This is a genomic window from Kitasatospora sp. NPDC059795, assembly GCF_042732175.1.
GTDB lineage: Bacteria > Actinomycetota > Actinomycetes > Streptomycetales > Streptomycetaceae > Kitasatospora.
This window is the reverse complement of the sequence record NZ_JBHWID010000002.1, coordinates 1-18,661: the sequence shown is the minus strand read 5'-3', so window position 1 is coordinate 18,661 and position 18,661 is coordinate 1. Positions and strand designations below refer to the sequence as shown.

Genomic DNA, 18,661 nt, shown 5'->3' with positions numbered 1-18,661 from the left:
ATCACGTGCAGGTCATTGTCCTGCCTCGCGACCTTGCGGGTGGTTGCCTTCCGCCTCGCGCAGTTCCCCGCGCCCCTGTTGGCGATCCCCTGCGTATGCTCCCTTACAGCGGCTGGGGCTCCAGGTCGCGGTTGCTGCGCTGCCAGTTGCGGGCCGCGAGGACCGACGGGTGGTCCTCGCCGAAGAGTTCGACGAGCGCGGCAATGGCCTGCATGCGCAGGTTCTCCGCCTCGCTGCGCCGGCCGGCCACCCGGAGGGTGATGGCGAGGTTGGCCTGGCAGATCAGCGCGTCGGGGTGGTTGGCGCCGTAGCGGGTGACCAGCCCGCCGTACGCGGCGCGAGCCATCGCCTCGGCTTCGGCGAGCTCCCGGTTCTCCGCCAGCGCGTTCGCCAGGTTGATGCTCGCGTTGAGCGTGAACGGGTGTTCGTGCCCGAGGACGCGCCCGAGCCCCTCGGTCGCGCTGCGCCCGTGGCTGATCGCCCCGGCGACGTCGGAGGAGCCCCGCAGGTAGATGGAGAGGTTGTTCTCGCAGGCGTAGGTGAACGGGTGCTCGTCGCCGAAGAGCCGCCGGTGGCCCTCGTAGGCGTCGGTGGCGATGTCCCTGGCGGTCTCCTTGTCGCCGGCGGCGCTGAGGTCGGCGGCGAGGTTGAGCCGGCAGGCGAGGGCGTCGGCGAAGTCGGGGCCGAACAGGTCGACGTAGCGTTCGTAGGTGCGTTCGGTGAGTTCGCGGGCCTCCGCGTACTTGCCGGCGCGGCGGAGCGAGACGGCGAGCGACTTGGCGTTGCGGAGTTCTTCCGGCAGGTCGGACTGGGTGAGGTCGGCGAAGGCCTCGGTGACCTCCCGCAACAGGTCCACGGAGCCCTTGTAGTCGCCGAGTTCGCGCAGGTCGCGGGCGACGCTGGACTTGGTGCCGAGGGTGTAGGGGTGGTGCGAGCCGCGGACGGCGGAGTTGCGTTCGAAGGTGTCCTGGTCGAGTTCGAGGGCTTCGCGGCTGTTGCCCACCAGGCGGTGGTCGATGGCCAGGTTGTTGGCGACGGTGAGGGTGCGCGGGTCGTCCTCGCCGAAGAGTTCGACGAACTGGCTGTAGGTGTCGAGGTCGAGGGCGAGGGCTTCCTGGAACCGGCTGAGGTAGCGCAGGTCGGCGGCCATCGAGTTGGCGGTCATCAGGGTGTACGGGTGGTGTTCGCCGAGCAGTTCGCGCTGTCCGGCGAGGGTGGCCTGGTCGAGTTCGAGGGCGTCGTTGTACGCGCCCTGGGAGCGCAGCACGTTGGCGATCTGGAGGCGCAGGCTGAGGATCTGCCGCTGCCAGGTGCGCTTCTCGACGGGGTCGGCCTCGTTCTCGGAGCGGCCGGTCCAGGCCTCGTCGAGCTGGCGGCCGAGTTGCAGGGCCTGGGAGAGGTCGACGCGCTTCCACAGGTAGCGGACGCGGTCGATGAGGAGTTCGCGGACTTCGCGTTCGTCGCAGTCCTGCGCGCGGGAGGGCGCGAGGTGCGGCCAGATCTTCTCCAGGGTGGGCCAGTTGGCGGGGTCGTCGGTGTCGCCGCGGGGCGGCCGGGCGTTGACCAGGATGCGGTGCACCTGGTGCGCGGCGATGTTGCGGTCGGCGTCGGTCATGCCGCTGCGGACGACGGCCTGGACCAGCCGGTGGACCTGGAAGGAGTCGGAGCCGGCGTCGGTCTTGGCGAGGGCGTAGCGGCTGACGGCGCGCAGCACCTTGCCGAGCAGGAAGGTGTCGGTGAGTTCCTCGTCGTAGGGGTAGAGCGCGAGGCGCATCTGCTCGGAGAAGAAGAACTGCTTGAGCGAGATCGGCTCGGGGGCGAAGAACGCGCAGAGTTCCAGCAGCCGGACGGCGGCGGGGGACTGTTCGCGCAGCCGGGTGATGGAGACGTTCCAGGTGAGGCCGACGGGGGTGGGGTAGTCGACGGGGGTCTCGCCGGCGGCGAGCACCCGGGTGGCCTCGGCCTTGAGCTGGCTGACGTAGGTGTCGACGGGGGTGCGGGTGGTCTCCAGCCAGGCGGCGGCGACCTCGACGGCCAGCGGGAGGTCGCCGACGGCCTCGGCGACCCGGTCGGCGTCGGCGCGGGCGAGGCCGCGGACCCGGCGGGTGAGGTGGTCGACGGACTCGGTGCGGTCGAACACGTCGACGTTGAGCACGCCGGCCTGCCCGGACCAGCCCTGGTTGCGGGAGGTGACCAGGATGTGGCCGGGGCCGTCGGGGAAGAACCGGCGGATCTCGGACGGCTCGTCGGCGTTGTCGAAGATCAGCAGCCAGTTGGGCGTGGGGTTGCCCTGGCGGAGCGCGTCGCGGGCGGCCTGGGCGGCCTCGTTGACGTTGTCGCCGACCCGCAGGCCGAGCCGGCTGGCGAGTTCGGCGAGGTCGACGACGACGTTCTCGCTCTGCTCGGCGTCGATCCACCAGACCAGGTCGTAGTGCGACATGTACCGGTGCGCGTACTCCAGCGCGACCTGGGTCTTGCCGACGCCGCCGAGGCCGTACAGGGTCTGCGGCGGCGGCAGCACGGCGGTGGTGCCGCCGGCGAGTTGGGCGCGCAGGTCGTCGAGGACCTTGACCCGGCCGGTGAACGAGTGGTTGCGCTGCGGGACTTCCCAGTAGGTGGGCTTGGTGCCGGGGAACCGGGGCGCGCCGGGGGTGCGTTCGGGCAGTTCGGTCTCGTTGCGGCCGAGGGCGCGCAGCAGGGTGGTGGCGGCGGCCTGTTCGTCGCGGCCGATCAGGTCGACCGGGTTGCGGCTGTTGTAGGGCGCGTTGAGGCGCACGTCGGAGACCCGGACGGGGATGAGCTGGCGGCGGGCGCCGGCCGGGTCGGCGAGCACGGTGCGGTCCCACAGCGCCTGGGCCTGCGGGGACTGCAGGTAGGCGGCGGACAGCAGGGCGACGGTGCGGTACGCGGAGTCGATCCCGCGGCCGGTGGCCTCGCGCGGGTTGGCGCCCGCGCCGACGTCGCGCGGCACGACCCGGTATCCGGCGTCGGTGAGCAGCGCGGAGACCCAGTCCGCCCAGGCCCGGTCCTCGGGGACGTAGCTGAGGTAGAGGTCGGCGGGGGCGGTGGGGCGGCGCCGGGCGAAGCCGTCGAGGTGGCGCAGCCGCAGGTCCTCGGGCATCGGCGGGAGTCCGGCGACCCGGCCCTGGGTGATCTCCCGGGTGAGGCGTTCGTTGGCGGCGAGCATGGAGCCGGGCAGGCCGGGCTGGTCGCCGAACGGGGCGAGGATCTCCTCGTAGGCGTAGAACGGCCGGTAGGGGATCTCCACGCCGGCCCAGTAGCGGGCGAGGTCGCTCTCGGCGAAGCCGGCGGGCAGTCCGGCGAACTTGATCCGGGCGAGTGCGCGGCCGGCGTCGGCTTTCTCCTTCTCGCCCTCGTCGATGCGCATCGGGACGGGCATGATCCGGATGTCGCGGTCGCCGTAGCGGTCCTCGATGACCCGGGCGATCCGGGAGGCGCCGTCGATGGACTGGTCGCTGAGGGTGAAGCAGACCACCAGGTCGTCCGGCATCTCGACGGTGCAGATGTCGGCGGTGTCGGTGAGGCCGGTGCGGCTGTCGATCAGCACGTAGTCGTACCGGCGCTTCATGTCGGCGCGCAGCGACTGGATGAAGCGGCGGCCCTCGTAGCGTTCGTAGAGCAGGTCCCAGTCGAGCCGGGCGACGGAGTAGTCGCGGTTCTGCTGTCCGGCGGGGACGAGGTCGATCCGGCCGCTGCCGGGGAAGTGCGGCCAGGCGAGGGAGAGCGCGTGCGGGTGGATCCGCGCGAAGTCCTCGATCCACTCGGGGTCGCGGTCGATGGGGCGGCGGGCCTCTTCGAGGTAGTCGGCGAAGAGGTCCATGATGCCGGTGGTGGCGGCCACCACCTCGGGGTTGAGGAACGGCCGGAAGAACTGGGCGAGGCCGGGCGCTTCGAGGTCCCAGTCGACGACCAGCACCCGGTAGCCGTTGGCGGCCAGGATCCAGGCGGTGTTGGCCAGCGCCATGGTGCGGCCGGTGCCGCCCTTGTAGGAGTAGAAAGTGACGATCCGTCCGTGCCTGTTCTCGACGGTCGTGTCGCGGCGGCGCGCCTGGATCTGCGGGCCCTTCGCCGGCCTCTCGGTCATGACGTTCCCTCCCCCGGGCCCTTGGTGCCCGTTGTGTCCCGCACGCCGTGCCGTCGGACGGAGTCCCGACCGTCCGACGTTCTGCTGGTGTCGTTCAGGGGCCGATGGTCGGTCTGCGGTCGGTGGGTCCTTCGGGCGGCCGGTCCCGGTGCTGCTGCTCGTGGGCGGTGCAGGCGCGCATCACGGCGCGTTCCATCTCGCCGCGGAACTCCTCCAGGCTGCCGGGCGCGCCGCCCGGGCCTTCGTCGCGCAGGCTGGGTCGTTGGCGGGCGCCGCGGCTGACGGTCAGCACGCTGTCGCCGATCTCGTTGAGCATCCGTTCGTGGTCGCGGCTCTGCTGGTCGTCGCGGTTCCACGGTTCGAGGATGGCCACCGAGCCGAGGTTGCGGCGGTCGAGCCGTCGCACCGCCTCGGCCCGTCGTCCGTCCAGGAACGCCCATCGGTCGACCAGCAGGACGCAGGGCGCGGAGGGGCGTTCGCTGGTCAGCAGGTGCTCGGACTCCTCCTCGAACTCCCGTACGGTGGGCTGGAATCCCATGTTCCGGGCGACGTCGGCGGCGTCCTGGGCGAGCGGCCGGCCGGAGTCCGGTCTGAACGGCTGCCAGTCGGTGCGCTGCTCGCCGTACCAGGCGGCGCTGCGGTTCGGCGGGAGTTCGGGCTGCCGGTACGAGAACACCGAGATCCGCACGTGGTCGGCGGAGTCGGGCGGATCGAAGGCTGAGGGCTGCGACTCGAACTCCAATACCTGGCCCGCCGGTATGACGGTCTGTTCGGCGACGTCCACGATCCGCTGGGCGAGGCGCCACACCGCGGTGTGGTACTGCGAGCTGTACGTGGCGATCTTCATCAGCGCGTACAGGCCCTCGGCGGCGTAGTCCGGGCCGAAACTGTCGTGGTTGAACTGCAGTTCGCCGGCCACCCGGGGCAGCGGGTAGTGGTCCATCGGCACCCACAGCGCGGGGACTATGCCGGTCATCCGCTCGGTGGTGGGCCGTCGCTGGTAGACCGAGCGGCGGCTGAACAGGTGCCATTCCCGGCCGCACGCCTCGGACTTGAAGTACCTCGGCGAGTACAGCGGCACGAACACCCGGCAGCTGGCCAGCTCCCGCGACAGCCGCTCGGCCCACTTCTGGCCCTGGTGCATCGAGCGGTCCATGAAGCCGATCGGGTGCCCGGCGGGTGCATCGGTGATCTGCAGGATCGCCTCGCAGAGGTCCTGGTGCAGCTTCGCCACCCACAGGTTGGGGTCGGCCGCGCCCCGCGAGTTGACTCTCGGGGTGTGCGCGTAGCTGAGGAAGAAGTACGGCCGCGGCGCTTCCTTTCCCCGGACCGCTGGGCTGTTCACACGCGCCTCCCCCGAGCCCGCCTGTCACTGATTCCCCGAAAGGGTCTCAAGTGTAGGAAGGTCGACGGCCCGAATGGAATAGGGCCTTGATCTGACACATGTTCATATCGGCCTGTTCGGAAACCAGTTGGCGGCGACATCGACGGCTCCGCGGATCGGCAGCAGGAAGCAGTCGGCGTCCCCGACCGGGCCGCGCCGCAGGTCGGGCAGGCCGCGCTCCAGCTCCCGTCCCATCGCCGGGAAATGCGCGTCCTCCAACCGGAGGCCGGTGAACCGCTCCCACTTCCGGCCGCCGTCGGGGGCCCGCACCACGCAGCTGTACTGCTGCGGCGGCAGCTCCGGCTGCCAGTACTCCAGCAGGTGGAGCGGGGTGCAGCACCACACCGGGACGCCGATCGCCAGGCAGCGCGCACCGGCCAGGTAGAGCCGGTGCGCGGGCGAGCCCTCGCCGAGGTGGCTGGCCAGCGGGTGGACGGCGGTCAGCTCCCGGGCGGCCGGGCCGTACGCGGTGAACGAGGTCTGCGGGTGCGGGCTGCGCAGCGCGCCGGGCAGCAGCCGGACCTCCTCGGCGAGCCGGCCCATGGTGGGCGAGGCCGGGGTGGTCGCGGCGTCCCAGGCGGGCATCCGGTCGTGGAAGAGCGCCAGCTCGGCGGGGGTGAGCCCGGCGGTGGCGGCCCGGTAGGACGGGGAGGTCAGCGAGTTCTCGGGTGTAGCGGTGTACACGACCAGCGTGCCGTCCGCCCCGAGCGCCGCCGTGAGCGCCTTCACCACCCCGTGCGCGCCGTCCGCGACCGGTCCGAGCGCCCTCAGCGAGGACTGCACGAGCAGCGTCTCGCCCTCGCGCACGCCCAGCGCCCGCAGGTCGTCGACCAGTTGGCGAACGGTGCGGGCCTCGCCGGGCCGCCGGGCCGAAGCACCGGTGCGCGGGGCGGTGGCCCGCGCACCGACCGCTGTCACGGCCGGCCCGCCGCGTCCCGCCAGGCCGCCAGGCCGGCCGCGACCGCCTCCTTCGCGGCCCGCTCGGTGGCCGCGCCGACCGGCACCGCCAGCGAGGACGCCAGCGTCTCCCGCATGCCCTCGACGAAACGCAGCCCGAGCGCGGTGAGCGAGCCGGAGTCGGCCAGTGTCCCGATCGCGTCCGCGGTGTGCGCCCGCCAGGTGGCCAGCTGGAGGCGGGCCGTGGTGGCGGCGTCCCCGCGGATCCCGTCGAAGGCCCGGACCCGCCCGGCCCAGTACGCGGCGACCGCGAGGTGCGCGTAGGTGCCCTGCAGCAGCCCCTCCAGCGGACGCGGGTCGGGCCGCCACGGCGCGTAGTACAGCTGCTGGTCGTCCTTGTCGTACAGGTCGTACAGGTCGAGCACCGCGCCGAGCTTGACGTGCTGGAACTCGTGCGCGAGCAGCAGCGCCAGCACGGGCGAGGTGGTCGGCCGGGCGATGCCGACGGCGCCGAACGCCTGCCGGGCGGCGGCGCTGATGTCGCGCCCGGCCGGCCCGGGGGCGAGCGGGGTGACGGTGCCCAGACCCGCCGCGATGCCCTCGGCGTACTCCGGCAGGTCGCGCCCGAGCAGCTCCCACGCCTCCCGCAACGCGCCTGCCCAGTCCAGGAATTCGGCGTCGGCGAGGCGTTCGGCGACCGGCCACTGGTGGCTGTCGCGCTGCGGGTCGACGTCCTCCAGGGCGACCGTCCACCCGGTCAGCGCGACCCGCCGGACGGGCTGCCACAGGTGGTCGCCGGGCCGGTCCCAGCGGACGGTGTGCTCCCCGCAGTACAGCCCGTCGGCGTCGCCGCGCAGCACCGCCCGGGTGCGGCCGTCCAGCCGCAGCCGCCCGAGGGTCGGCAGGTGCAGCCGTCCGGAGCGGACCGGCAGCATCAGTTCGAACTCCGTCCGGGCCCGGGCCGCCGCGGCGGCGGCCAGCTCGTCCAGCGTGCCGAGGTCTCCCCCGTCGCCGCCCAGGCTGCGCACCGCCCAGGCGCGCGTGTACGGGTGGGCCAGCACCGCGTCCAGCGCGGCGGGCGCGCGGGTGTCGGTCTCGACCAGCAGCTGCCAGGCAGGGCTGTTCCCGCTCGCCCCGACGGCGGTCACCAGCCGTCGGGAGAGCGCGAGTTGGGCCCCGGCGAGGGCGCCGACCGCGCCCGCGCCGCCCAGCCCGCGGGCCAGTTCGGCGAGGTGCTCGTCGGTCAGCGGCTGCCGGGCCTGGGCGGGCACGGCGACGGGGGCCGAGACCCGGTCGCGGATGGTGGTGATGAGCTTCAAGAGGTCCCCGCAGTACACGGACGGGTGGTCGAAGCCCCCGCCGGTTCGGTATCGGTGGGCGTACAGGCCGCCGCCGCAGGACCTGACCACCGGGCAGCCGCGGCACTGCTCGGAGAGCCCGGCCAGGCCGGACTGCCGCTCCACCATCCCCGGGTGCCGGGCGACGTCGTCCAGGCTGTGCGCGAAGACGTCGAAGCCGGTGGCGGGCGCGCCGTCGTAGGCGGTCTTCAGGCTGTCGGCCTGTTCCAGCGTCCCGTCGGTCTCGATCACCACCAGGTCCGCCGGGTCCAGCCCGAGCGACTCGGTGAGGCTGGAGCGGCCCCGCAGCGTGCGGTGCACGGAGTCGAAGATCCGCACCGGCACCGGGCGGCCCTGCGCCGTCCAGTGCCGGTGGATCGTCAGCAGCCAGTCGGCGTACGGCGTCGGGCCGGCGCCCTCCGGCCGGGCCGGCGGGTGGTCCCAAGTGGCGTGCGGCAGAAGGAAGTCGATCCTCGGCGGCTGCTCGGCGACCAGCGCCTCGTACACGGCGACCGGGTCGTTGGCGACGTCGATGGTGCACAGCAGCCCGGCGTACAGGTGCCGGTACTCCGGCTCGCGCAGCAGGGCCAGCGCGGCCAGCACCTTGGCGTGGCTGGAGCGGCCGTCGGCGAAGGTACGGTGCCGATCGTTGGCTGCGCGGTCGCCGTCCAGCGAGATGCCGACCTTGATGTCCTGCTCGACGAAGAGGTCGCAGTAACGGCGGCTCAGCAGCACGCCGTTGGTGTGGATCCGCAGGTCCAGCACGCAGCCCTGCGGCAGTGCGGCGCGCAGCAGTTCGGCGGTCCGGCGCAGTCGGGCGGGGCCGGCCAGGAGCGGTTCCCCGCCGTGCAGCACCACGTGCACGGCGGGGAGCCGGTGGGTCGCGGCGTGCTCGCCGATCCGCCCGGCGGCCCGTTCCAGCACCTCGTCCGCGGCAGCCCGGGGCCGCCCGCGCCAGCTCGTGTCCGCGTGCTCGTACACGTAGCAGTGGTCGCAGGCCAGGTCACAGCGGCTGTGGACCTTCAGCACGAATTGGCTGAAAGGAACGGGAACGGACATGACGGGCGGATCGGTTCGGCAACTCCTACCCGGTCAGATCGATGACTGGAAGGCGGCCACCGCCACCTGACGGGCTGCCGCGGCCGGCAGTACCCGCTCGATCTGTGCGGTGAGATCTTCGACATCCAGTGCGGCGAGGTCGGCCAGCGTGGCGTGCTCAAGAGCGACCTGGGCCCCGGTCAGGTCTTCGGCCGGGCCGGCGGCGAGTGCAGTGGTCATGGCGTTGCCTTCTTCACTGAGGCGTGCGGAACGGGGGAAGCGCCGCAGCCGTCGTAACGCAAGCCGAAGCCGCAGTGTCGTTCACTGCGGCATGACACCTGGGCCAGCATAGCGCCGCCGCGATCCACCGGGCCTCTGATCGAAAACCTCTATCCGGGCCTTCTCCCGTGGGCCGCAAGGGAGTTGACGGAATGCCAGGAATTCGACAATCACCTGGTCGGCGGTACCTTCGCTCGCCTGTCCGTGCTAGAGCCCGAGTCTCGAACTGGCGGACCGGCGGTTCAGGGGCAGAGCCGCTCGACCCGCCACCCGTCGCCCTCGGCGACGAAGCGGAGCCGGTCGTGCAGCCGGTTCTCCCGGCCCTGCCAGAACTCGACGGTGCGCGGGACCACCCGGTAGCCGCCCCAGAACGGCGGGACGGGGACGCCCTCCCCCTCGGGGTAGCGGGCGGCGAGGTCGGCGTAGCGCTGCTCCAGCACCTCGCGGCCGGCCACCGGGCTGGACTGCTCGCTGGCCCAGGCCCCGAGCTGGGAGCCGTGCGGGCGGGTACGGAAGTACGCGGCGGTCTCGTCCCGGCCGACCTTCTCCACCCGGCCGCCGATCACCACCTGGCGGGCGAGGCCGATCCACGGGAAGAGCAGCGAGGCGTTCGGGTTGGCGGCCAGGTCGGTGCCCTTGCGGGAGCCGTAGTTGGTGAAGAACACGAAACCGCGCGGGTCGTAGCCCTTGAGCAGCACGGTGCGCGAGGACGGCAGGCCCTCGGCGTCGGCGGTGGACAGCACCATCGCGTTGGGCTCGACCACGCCGGCCTCCACGGCCTCGTGGAACCAGTGGGCGAACTGCCGGAACGGGTCCTCGGCCACCTGGTCCTCGGAGAGGCCCTCGTGCTGGTAATGCTTGCGCATCACGGTCAGGTCCGGACCGGGCCGTTCCTCGGTCGGCGTGGACAGGGCGCTCGGGTGGCTGTGGCGTTCCGCGTTAGGCACCCCAACATCATCCCGTACGACAAGCGCCGAGCGCCGCTACGTCCGCGCAAACACCTGGGGATAAGGTGGCGCGCCACCGCAACCCGACCCACTGCCCGGGGATTCGTCCGGTTTCCACCGGAGCGCCCCGGAAAATCCGCCGACGATGCCGGAGACGCCAGGGGTTCGAGCGGCCCATGGGGGAAACATCACCGTCGTGGTGTATGGCGCAATGCACTCCGTGCCTGCCACTCTGACACCGAGTGCCAACCACCATCGGTCACCGGCGTGCCGCCCCACCACGGCCGTACGTCGTGTCGGATCACTGAAGGAGCCGTTCTACATGTCGGACTTCGTACCCGGCCTTGAGGGTGTCGTCGCCTTCGAGAGCGAGATCGCCGAACCCGACCGCGAGGGCGGCGCGCTGCGCTACCGCGGGGTGGACATCGAGGACCTGGTCGGCCAGGTCTCCTTCGGCCACGTCTGGGGCCTGCTGGTGGACGGCCGGTTCGCCCCGGGTCTGCCCGCCGCCGAGCCGTTCCCGATCCCGGTCCACTCCGGCGACATCCGGGTCGACGTGCAGTCGGCGCTCGCCATGCTCGCCCCGGTCTGGGGCCTCAAGCCGCTGCTGGACATCTCCGCCGAGCAGGCCCGCGACGACCTCGCCCGGGCCGCCGTGATGGCGCTGTCGTACGTCGCCCAGTCGGCCCGCGGCCAGGGCCTGCCGATGGTCCCGCAGCGCGAGATCGACAAGGCCGAGACCATCGTCGAGCGGTTCATGATCCGCTGGCGCGGCGAGCCGGACCCGAAGCACGTCAAGGCCGTCGACGCCTACTGGACGTCCGCCGCCGAGCACGGCATGAACGCCTCCACCTTCACCGCCCGGGTGATCGCCTCCACCGGCGCGGACGTCGCCGCGGCGCTGTCCGGCGCGGTCGGCGCGATGTCCGGCCCGCTGCACGGCGGTGCGCCGTCCCGGGTGCTCGGCATGATCGAGGAGATCGAGCGCACCGGCGACGCGGTCGGCTACGTGAAGAAGGCCCTCGACAAGGGCGAGCGCCTGATGGGCTTCGGCCACCGCGTCTACCGCGCCGAGGACCCGCGCGCCCGGGTGCTGCGCCGCACCGCCAAGGAGCTCGGCGCGCCGCGCTTCGAGATCGCCGAGGCGCTGGAGAAGGCCGCGCTGGAGGAGTTGCACAACCGCCGCCCCGACCGCGTGCTGGCCACCAACGTCGAGTTCTGGGCCGCCATCATGCTGGACTTCGCCGAGGTCCCGGCGCACATGTTCACCTCGATGTTCACCTGCGCCCGCACCGCCGGCTGGTCGGCGCACATCCTGGAGCAGAAGCGCACCGGCCGGCTGGTCCGCCCGGCCGCCCGCTACATCGGCCCCGGCTCCCGCACGCCGCAGGAGATCGAGGGCTGGGACCAGATCGCCCGCTGACACCCGTTCGGATGAACAACTGACGGACCGTCAGCATCCTTGACGCCGCCGCCGGGCGCGCGCACCACCCCTGACCAGGGGTTGCGCGCGCTCCGGTGAGCGCTGTCCGGTGCCGGGAAGATCACGTCTCAGCGGCCGGACGGCCTTACAGCCGGGCAATTCGGGGCGATAAGGTGCGGGTGTGGCTCAGATTCAGATCCCCGCCGACAATCTGCCCAACGACGGCCGCTTCGGCTGCGGCCCCTCCAAGGTGCGCCCCGAGGCCCTGAGTGCCCTCGCCGCCACCGGAACCTCCCTGCTGGGCACCTCCCACCGTCAGGCCCCGGTCAAGAACATCGTGAAGCGCGTCCGCCAGGGCGTCGCCGAGCTGTTCTCGCTGCCCGAGGGCTACCAGGTCGTGCTCGGCAACGGCGGCTCCACCGCGTTCTGGGACATCGCCGCCTTCGGGCTGGTGCGCGAGAAGTCGCAGCACCTGAACTTCGGCGAGTTCTCCTCCAAGTTCGCCTCCTCGGTCAAGGCCGCCCCGTGGCTGGCCGAGCCGACCGTCATCAAGACCGAGCCGGGCACCCACCCGCTGCCGGTCGCCGAGGCGGGGGTGGACGTCTACGCGCTCACCCACAACGAGACCTCCACCGGTGTCGCCATGCCGATCCGCCGCCCCGAGGGCGCGGACGCCGGCTCGCTGGTGCTGGTCGACGCCACCTCCGGCGCCGGCGGCCTGCCCGTCGACATCCGCGAGACGGACGTCTACTACTTCGCCCCGCAGAAGTCCTTCGCCTCCGAGGGCGGCCTGTGGCTGGCCACCTTCTCCCCGGCCGCGCTGGAGCGCGCCGCGGAGATCGCCGGCTCCGGCCGGTACATCCCGCCGTTCTTCGACCTGCCGACCGCGATCGACAACTCCTCGAAGGACCAGACGTACAACACCCCGTCGCTCGCCACCCTCTTCCTGCTGGCCGACCAGCTGGAGTGGATGAACGGCCAGGGCGGTCTGGACTGGGCGGTGGCCCGTACCGCCGAGTCCTCCTCGATCCTGTACACCTGGGCCGAGAAGTCCCCGTACGCGCAGCCCTTCGTCGCCAAGGCGGAGGAGCGCTCGCAGGTCGTCGGCACCATCGACTTCGACGAGTCGGTCGACGCGGCCGCGGTCGCCAAGGCACTGCGTGCCAACGGCATCGTGGACACCGAGCCGTACCGCAAGCTGGGCCGCAACCAGCTGCGCATCGCGATGTTCCCGGCGATCGACCCGGCGGACGTCGAGAAGCTCACCGGCGCGATCGACTACGTGGTCGAGCACCTGAACGACTGACACCCCCGTCGCCCCTCGAAGGCCCCGGTCCGCGGACCGGGGCCTTCGTCGTTCCCGACCAGGCCTGAACCGACCCCGCTACCAGGCGTAGGCCTCCGGCGCGGGGCCGCCGCCGTTCGGGCCGGGCGGCGGGAACAGCCGGTCCAGCTCGGCCAGCAGGGCCGCGTCCAGTTGCAGGTCGAGGGCGGGCAGGGAGCCGTCCAGTTGGGCCACCGTGCGCGGTCCGATGATCGGGCCGGTGACGCCCTCCTGGGCGAGCAGCCAGGCCAGGCCCACGTGCGCCGGGTCGGCCCCGGCCGCGGCGCACAGCTTCTCGTACGCCTCGATGGCCGCGCCGTGCTCGGCCAGCGCCGCCGCCGAGTGCCCGCTGCCCCCGCGCGCCGCCGTGCCCTCCCGCCGCTTGCGCAGCACGCCACTGAGCAGTCCGCTGTTCAGCGGGCCCCACGGGATCACGCCGATGCCGTAGTGCCGGGCCGCGGGCAGCACCTCCAGCTCCGCCCAGCGGGTCATCAGGTTGTACCGGGACTGCTCGGCGACCAGCCCGAGGAAGTGCCGCTCGCGGGCCGCCTCCTGGGCCTGCGCGAGGTGCCAGCCGGCGAAGTTCGACGAGCCGAAGTACAGCACCTTGCCCTGCTGTCGCAGGACGCCGAACGCCTCCCAGATCTCGTCCCACGGCGTGTGCCGGTCGATGTGGTGCATCTGGTACAGGTCGATGTGGTCGGTGCCGAGCCGGCGCAGCGAGTCCTCGCAGGCCCGCCGGATGTGCAGCGCGCTCAGCCCGCCCTCGTTCGGGCGGCTGCCGGTCGGGATGTAGACCTTGGTGGCCAGCACCGTCCGCTCGCGGCGCTCCGGCGAGCCGGCGAACCAGCGGCCGACGATCTCCTCGGTCGAGGTCTCCCCCGGCCGGGTGCCGTAGACGTTCGCGGTGTCGAAGAAGTTGATGCCGTGCTCGTGCGCCCGCTCCATGATCGCGTGGCTGTCCTGCTCGGAGGTCTCGGTGCCGAAGTTCATCGTGCCGAGCACCAGCCGGGACACCCTCAGCCCACTGCGGCCGAGCCGGGTGTACTCCATGGAAATCCGCCCCCTGCGTCGCGGCGGGCCCCACGGTCGGGCCCGCGTCGCGCCCCACCCTACGGATCGGCCGCCCGCGAACCGGCCCCGTCGCCGAAACCGGCCGGGGCTACTTCTGCACGAGGGCGCTGATGATCACTACGGCGAGCAGCAGGACGAACGCGCCGGTCACGATCCGCATACGGGTCTTCGGGTCCACCCTTCGAGACTAGTCGGTCGCCCGGCCTACCCCTGCTCCGGCCCCTCCCCGACGGGCAGGGCAGGCCCTGGTGCGCCGCCGCGGTACTCGCGCTGCCGGAAGACCGTCGGGGCGACGCCGACCCGGCGGGTGAACAGCCGGGTGAAGTACGCCGGGTCCTGGTAGCCGACCCGGCGGGCCACCGCCGAGACCGGCAGTTCGCTGGCCGCCAGCAGGTGTTTCGCCTCGTTCAGGCGGACGGTCAGCAGGTACTCCTTCGGACTGGTCGCACCCTGTGCGCGGACCGCGCGGCGCAGCTCCTCCACGCCCATCCCGACCCGCTGGGCATGCTCGGACACCGACAGCGGCAGGCAGGCGTCCCGGCGCAGCACCTCCATCACCGGCGCGCCCTCCGGTCCCAGGTCGGCCCGCTGCCGGTGCAGCTCCACCAGCAGCTCGTGGACCGCCACCGACGCCTCCGTCCCCGCCGTCGGCCCGCCCCGGCGGCAGATCGCGGCGATCCGGGCGATCACCCGCTGCGCGGCCTCCGCGGAGTCCAGCGGCACCACCTCGGCCTCCGGCAGCAGCCCCAGCTCCGCGTACCCGGCCGTGCCCGCGCCGGTGAAGTCGACGAAGGACTCCGCCCAGCCGTCCCCGTCCGGCCCGTAGTGGTGCGGCACCCCCGGCCGCAGCCACAGCACCGCCGGCGCCGCCACCGGCAGCCGCCGGCCGCCCGGCAGCGCGTACCAGCCGCGGCCCGAGCCGACCACCACCGCCACCCAGTGGTCCAGCACCCGCGGCCCGACCACCGGCAGCCGCCCGCGCTGCAGGCCCACGCCCAGGCACGCCAGACCGGTGCCCAACTGGGCAGGCCCGGGCGTCAGGTAGTGCCACCAGCGCTCCATCGTCCTCCGTCCACGGGACAAATCCCCGGACAAGTCCAACACGCCGCCGGGCTTTGTCCATGGTCCGGGCCGGTGCCTTCTTGCAGGCTAGGACGCATGCTCACCTACGACTCGACCGGTTTCCGCCTCGACGGCCGCCCGCTGCGCATCCTCTCCGGAGCGATGCACTACTTCCGCACCCGCCCCGAGCAGTGGCCCGCCCGCCTCGCCGCGCTGCGCGCGATGGGGCTGAACACCGTCGAAACGTACGTGCCGTGGAACCTGCACGAGCCCGCCCCCGGCCGCTTCGAGCGCCTGGACGAACTCGGCGCGTTCCTCGACGAGGCGCACCGCCAGGGCCTGTGGACGATCGTCCGGCCCGGCCCCTACATCTGCGCCGAGTGGGACAACGGCGGCCTGCCCGCCTGGCTCACTGCCGAGGTCGGCCGCCGCGCCCGCACCAGCGACCCCGCGTACCTGGCCGCCGTCGACGCCTTCTTCGACGTGCTGCTGCCGCAGGTCGTCGACCGCCAGTGGGGGCGGCCCGGCGGCACCGTGCTGATGGTCCAGGTCGAGAACGAGTACGGCTCGCAGGGCAGCGACAAGGTCTACCTCCAGCACCTCGCCGACGGCCTGCGCGAACGCGGCATCACCGTCCCGCTGTTCACCTCCGACGGTCCCGAGGACCACATGCTCGGCGGCGGCACCCTCCCCGGCATCCTGGCCACCGTCAACTTCGGCTCCAACCCCGAGGCCTCCTTCGAGGCGCTGCGCCGCCACCGCCCCGACGACCCGCCGTTCTGCATGGAGTTCTGGAACGGCTGGTTCGACCACTGGGCCAAGCCGCACCACACCCGCGACACCGCCGACGCCGCCGACTCGCTGCGCCGCATCCTCGCCGCCGGCGGCTCCGTCAACCTCTACATGGCCCACGGCGGCACCAACTTCGGCACCACCGCCGGCGCCAACCACGAGGACGCGCCGTTCAACTCCACCGACTGGACGCACTCCCCGTACCAGCCGACCACCACCTCCTACGACTACGACGCCGCCCTCGACGAACGCGGCCTGCCCAGCGCCAAGTTCGACGCCTTCCGGCAGGTCATCGCCGACTTCGCGGCCGAAAACCCTTCGCTGGTCCACTACTTGGACGACCGGGTCGCCGAACTGCCGCCCGCCGCGCCCGTGTTGGCCGCTGCCGAGGTCGAGCTCACCGAGGTCGCGGAGCTGCCGTTCGGGGACGCCGTCGCCTCGCCCGTGCCGCCGCTGTTCGAGGAACTCGGGCTGGAACAGGGCCTGGTGCGCTACACCACGACGGTGCCCGCGATCAGCTCCGCCCAGCCGCTCACCGTCGAGAACCTGCGCGACCGCGCGGCCCTCCACGTCAACGGCAAGCACGTCGCCTCACTCGAACGCGGCGTCACCGCGCCCGACGTCACCGCGACCGGCGGCGACCGGGTCACCCTGCTCGTCGAATCCCTCGGCCGGGTCAACTACGGCCCGCTGGTCGGCGAGACCAAGGGCATCACCGGCCTCCGCCACGAACGCCAGTACCTGCACGGCTGGCACGCCCAGCCACTCGCCCTCGACCCGCTGCCCGCCGCGACGTACGCCCCCGGCGAGACCGCCCCCGAACTCCTCGCCCGCGGCGCCTTCCACCTCGACGCCACCGGCGACACCTTCCTCGCCGTCCCCGACGGCGACCACGGCTACCTGTGGATCAACGGCTTCCTCCTCGGCCGCTACGACCGCCGCGGCCCCCAGGTCACCCTCTACTGCCCCCAGCCCCTCCTCCACGAGGGCACCAACACCGTCACCCTCCTGGAACTCGGCCTGGCCGCCCCCCAGCACATCCACCTCCGCGAGGCCCCCGACCTCGGCTGAAAGTGCACCACCGGGGAGAGCACGGCCAGGGGCGCGGGGAACTGCGCGCAGCGGAAGGCACCCCACCGCAAGATCGCGACGCAGGACAATGGCTTGCACGTGCTCGCGACCTTGCGGACCGGTTAGCGCTTGTCGCGCAGTTCCCCGCGCCCCTGGTTCCGCACCCTCTCCACGACCGTGTACCTCGCCGGACCGAACCCCGTCTCACTCCGCATCAAGTAGATCCACCCGGCCTCCCACTCCACCCCCCGGAAGCCTTTCAGCACGTCGGCCATCCCCCGCATCCCTCGCGCCCCCGCGCGGCTGCGGGCCAGCGTCAGGTGCGGGTGGAACGGGTGGTCGTCCGTCACGTCCAGGGCGTCGCGGACCGCACCGGCGAGCCGCCGCAGCGCGGCCGTCTCGCCCTGGACGCCGCACCACAGCACCCGGTCCCCGAACGTCCCCCCGCCGGCCAGCCGCAGCCGAAGCGGGGGGTGCTCGTCGGCGACGGTCGCCAACTTCGCGGAGAGCGACGGCACTTCGTCCGCCGGGACGTCCCCCAGGAAGGCCAGCGTGAGGTGCCACCCGGCCGTCTCGCTCCAGCGCAGCCGCTCCGCGCCGGGCAGTTCGCGCAGGGAGGAGCTCGCGGCGGCGAGTTCCTGGATGGCGCGGGCGGGCGGGTTCACGGCGACGAAGAGCCTCATCCGGTCATCCTGCCCTACCGTCCGACGGCCGCCACCGGATAGAAACTGATGTCATGCGCATTCGCACCGGAGGTCCCGACTCCGCCCCTGCCCTGCTGCACCTCATCGACGGCGCGGTCGCCTGGCTGACCGCGCAGGGCCGCTCCGGCCAGTGGGGTTCGGTGCCGTGGTCGCAGCGCCCGGAGTCCGTGGCGCGGGCCGAGGAGGCGTGCCGCGAGCAGCTGGTGCGGGTCGCCGAGCGGGCGGCCGGCGGGGGCGACGCGCTGGGCATGTGCGTCCTCTCCGAGGACGCCCCGTCGTACGCCCCGCCGGTCGCCGAACGGGAGTTGTACGTCCGCTGGCTGGTCACCGACCGCGTGCACAGCGGGTCGGGCATCGGTTCGGCGTTGATCGCGGACGCCCTGCGCGAGGCCCGTCGCCGGGGCATCGACCTGCTGCGGGTGGACTGCTGGGCGGGCGGCGGCGGCCGGCTGGTCGAGCAGTACGAGCGGCTCGGGTTCACCCGGACCGCCACGTTCACCGTCGACCGGCCGGCCGGCCCGTGGCCGGGCCAGGTGCTGGAACAACGCGTCCCGCACGACTGCTAGTGTCCTGCGTCGGTAGTTCGTCGTTATTTGTTGCATGACGTCTTCTGCGCGCGTGCCCGCTCCTCGTCGGGGACCGAAGTTGGAGCCCCTACTGCTGACCGATGAGGAGCGGGCGACCTTGGAGCGGTGGACCCGTCGGGCCACGTCCGCGCAGGCAGTCGCGCTCCGAGCAAGAATCGTGCTCGCGTGTTCAGGGCCGGATGTTCCCTCGATTGTCGGCGTCGCAAGGGAGTTGGGGATCGTCGCGGACACAGTCCGCAAATGGCGGCGGCGGTTCCTGGCGGATCGGCTGGACGGTCTGGTCGACGAGCCCCGGCCGGGCCGGCCGCCGACGATCTCGGTGGAGGAGGTCGAGGCCGTCGTCGTGGCGACGTTGGAGGAGATCCCGAGGAACGCCACGCACTGGTCCCGCCGGTCGATGGCCGATCGCAGCGGCCTGTCCAGGTCCACCGTCGGCCGGATCTGGCGGAAGTTCCAACTCAAGCCCCATCTGACCAGCACCTTCAAGCTGTCGACGGACCCGCTGTTCGTGGAGAAGGTCTACGACGTGGTGGGCCTGTACTTCAACCCGCCCGAGGGCGCGGTCGTGCTCTCGGTGGACGAGAAGTCCCAGATCCAGGCTCTGGACCGCTCCCAGCCGGTCCTGCCGATAATGCCC

14 protein-coding genes are annotated in these 18,661 nt (G+C 72.5%); 5 read left to right on the top strand and 9 right to left on the bottom strand.

All coding sequences use genetic code 11. The features are described 5' to 3' along the window. Positions 1-103: 103 nt before the first annotated feature. From fxsT to pdxH, 6 genes are all read right to left on the bottom strand, one after another. Positions 104-4,105, bottom strand: coding sequence for an FxSxx-COOH system tetratricopeptide repeat protein (fxsT, locus tag ACFV4P_RS04055; protein WP_380467165.1), 4,002 nt, complete (start codon positions 4,103-4,105; stop codon positions 104-106). Positions 4,106-4,199: 94 nt separating this feature from the next. Continuing rightward, on the bottom strand, positions 4,200-5,450 hold the full coding sequence (locus ACFV4P_RS04050) for a TIR-like protein FxsC (protein ID WP_380467162.1): 1,251 nt from the start codon (positions 5,448-5,450) through the stop codon (positions 4,200-4,202). A gap of 102 nt (positions 5,451-5,552) precedes the next feature. After that, a complete protein-coding gene (locus ACFV4P_RS04045; RefSeq protein ID WP_380467159.1) occupies positions 5,553-6,407 on the bottom strand; it encodes an aminoglycoside N(3)-acetyltransferase in 855 nt (284 codons plus the stop codon). Beyond that, a complete protein-coding gene (locus tag ACFV4P_RS04040; RefSeq protein ID WP_380467156.1) occupies positions 6,404-8,782 on the bottom strand; it encodes an FxsB family cyclophane-forming radical SAM/SPASM peptide maturase in 2,379 nt (792 codons plus the stop codon). Before ACFV4P_RS04040 ends, ACFV4P_RS04045 begins: the two co-directional genes overlap by 4 nt. Positions 8,783-8,815: 33 nt before the next feature. After that, positions 8,816-9,001, bottom strand: a complete 186-nt coding sequence (gene fxsA, locus ACFV4P_RS04035; RefSeq protein WP_073811493.1) for an FxSxx-COOH cyclophane-containing RiPP peptide — start codon at positions 8,999-9,001, stop codon at positions 8,816-8,818. A gap of 281 nt (positions 9,002-9,282) precedes the next feature. After that, a complete protein-coding gene (pdxH, locus tag ACFV4P_RS04030; RefSeq protein WP_380468142.1) occupies positions 9,283-9,906 on the bottom strand; it encodes a pyridoxamine 5'-phosphate oxidase in 624 nt (207 codons plus the stop codon). Positions 9,907-10,309: 403 nt separating this feature from the next. On the opposite strand from pdxH, the gene ACFV4P_RS04025 reads away from it, so the two are divergent. Together ACFV4P_RS04025 and serC are read left to right on the top strand one after the other, a co-directional pair. Continuing rightward, positions 10,310-11,410, top strand: a complete 1,101-nt coding sequence (locus ACFV4P_RS04025; RefSeq protein ID WP_380467153.1) for a citrate synthase 2 — start codon at positions 10,310-10,312, stop codon at positions 11,408-11,410. 181 nt (positions 11,411-11,591) lie between these two features. Next, positions 11,592-12,716 (top strand): phosphoserine transaminase, encoded by a 1,125-nt coding sequence (gene serC / locus ACFV4P_RS04020; RefSeq protein WP_380467151.1) that lies wholly within the window; start codon positions 11,592-11,594, stop codon positions 12,714-12,716. A gap of 78 nt (positions 12,717-12,794) precedes the next feature. Here the strand turns inward: serC and ACFV4P_RS04015 are convergent, their stop codons facing one another. Together ACFV4P_RS04015 and ACFV4P_RS04010 are read right to left on the bottom strand one after the other, a co-directional pair. Next, positions 12,795-13,787 carry an aldo/keto reductase gene (locus tag ACFV4P_RS04015; RefSeq protein ID WP_380467148.1) on the bottom strand — a complete coding sequence of 331 codons (993 nt, stop codon included), beginning with the start codon at positions 13,785-13,787 and terminating at the stop codon, positions 12,795-12,797. Between the two features lie 225 nt (positions 13,788-14,012). Then, on the bottom strand, positions 14,013-14,870 hold the full coding sequence (locus tag ACFV4P_RS04010) for an AraC family transcriptional regulator (RefSeq protein WP_380467146.1): 858 nt from the start codon (positions 14,868-14,870) through the stop codon (positions 14,013-14,015). 96 nt (positions 14,871-14,966) lie between these two features. Here ACFV4P_RS04010 and ACFV4P_RS04005 point away from each other — a divergent pair, with 96 nt between their 5' ends. Beyond that, positions 14,967-16,733 (top strand): glycoside hydrolase family 35 protein, encoded by a 1,767-nt coding sequence (locus tag ACFV4P_RS04005; protein WP_380467144.1) that lies wholly within the window; start codon positions 14,967-14,969, stop codon positions 16,731-16,733. Between the two features lie 122 nt (positions 16,734-16,855). Here ACFV4P_RS04005 and thpR read toward each other — a convergent pair whose 3' ends face one another. Beyond that, a complete protein-coding gene (thpR, locus tag ACFV4P_RS04000; RefSeq protein ID WP_380467141.1) occupies positions 16,856-17,416 on the bottom strand; it encodes an RNA 2',3'-cyclic phosphodiesterase in 561 nt (186 codons plus the stop codon). Between the two features lie 53 nt (positions 17,417-17,469). Here thpR and ACFV4P_RS03995 point away from each other — a divergent pair, with 53 nt between their 5' ends. Beyond that, on the top strand, positions 17,470-18,003 hold the full coding sequence (locus ACFV4P_RS03995; protein ID WP_380467138.1) for a GNAT family N-acetyltransferase: 534 nt from the start codon (positions 17,470-17,472) through the stop codon (positions 18,001-18,003). 34 nt (positions 18,004-18,037) lie between these two features. Further along, a partial coding sequence (locus tag ACFV4P_RS03990; RefSeq protein ID WP_380467135.1) for an IS630 family transposase occupies positions 18,038-18,661 on the top strand: 624 nt, incomplete at its 3' end.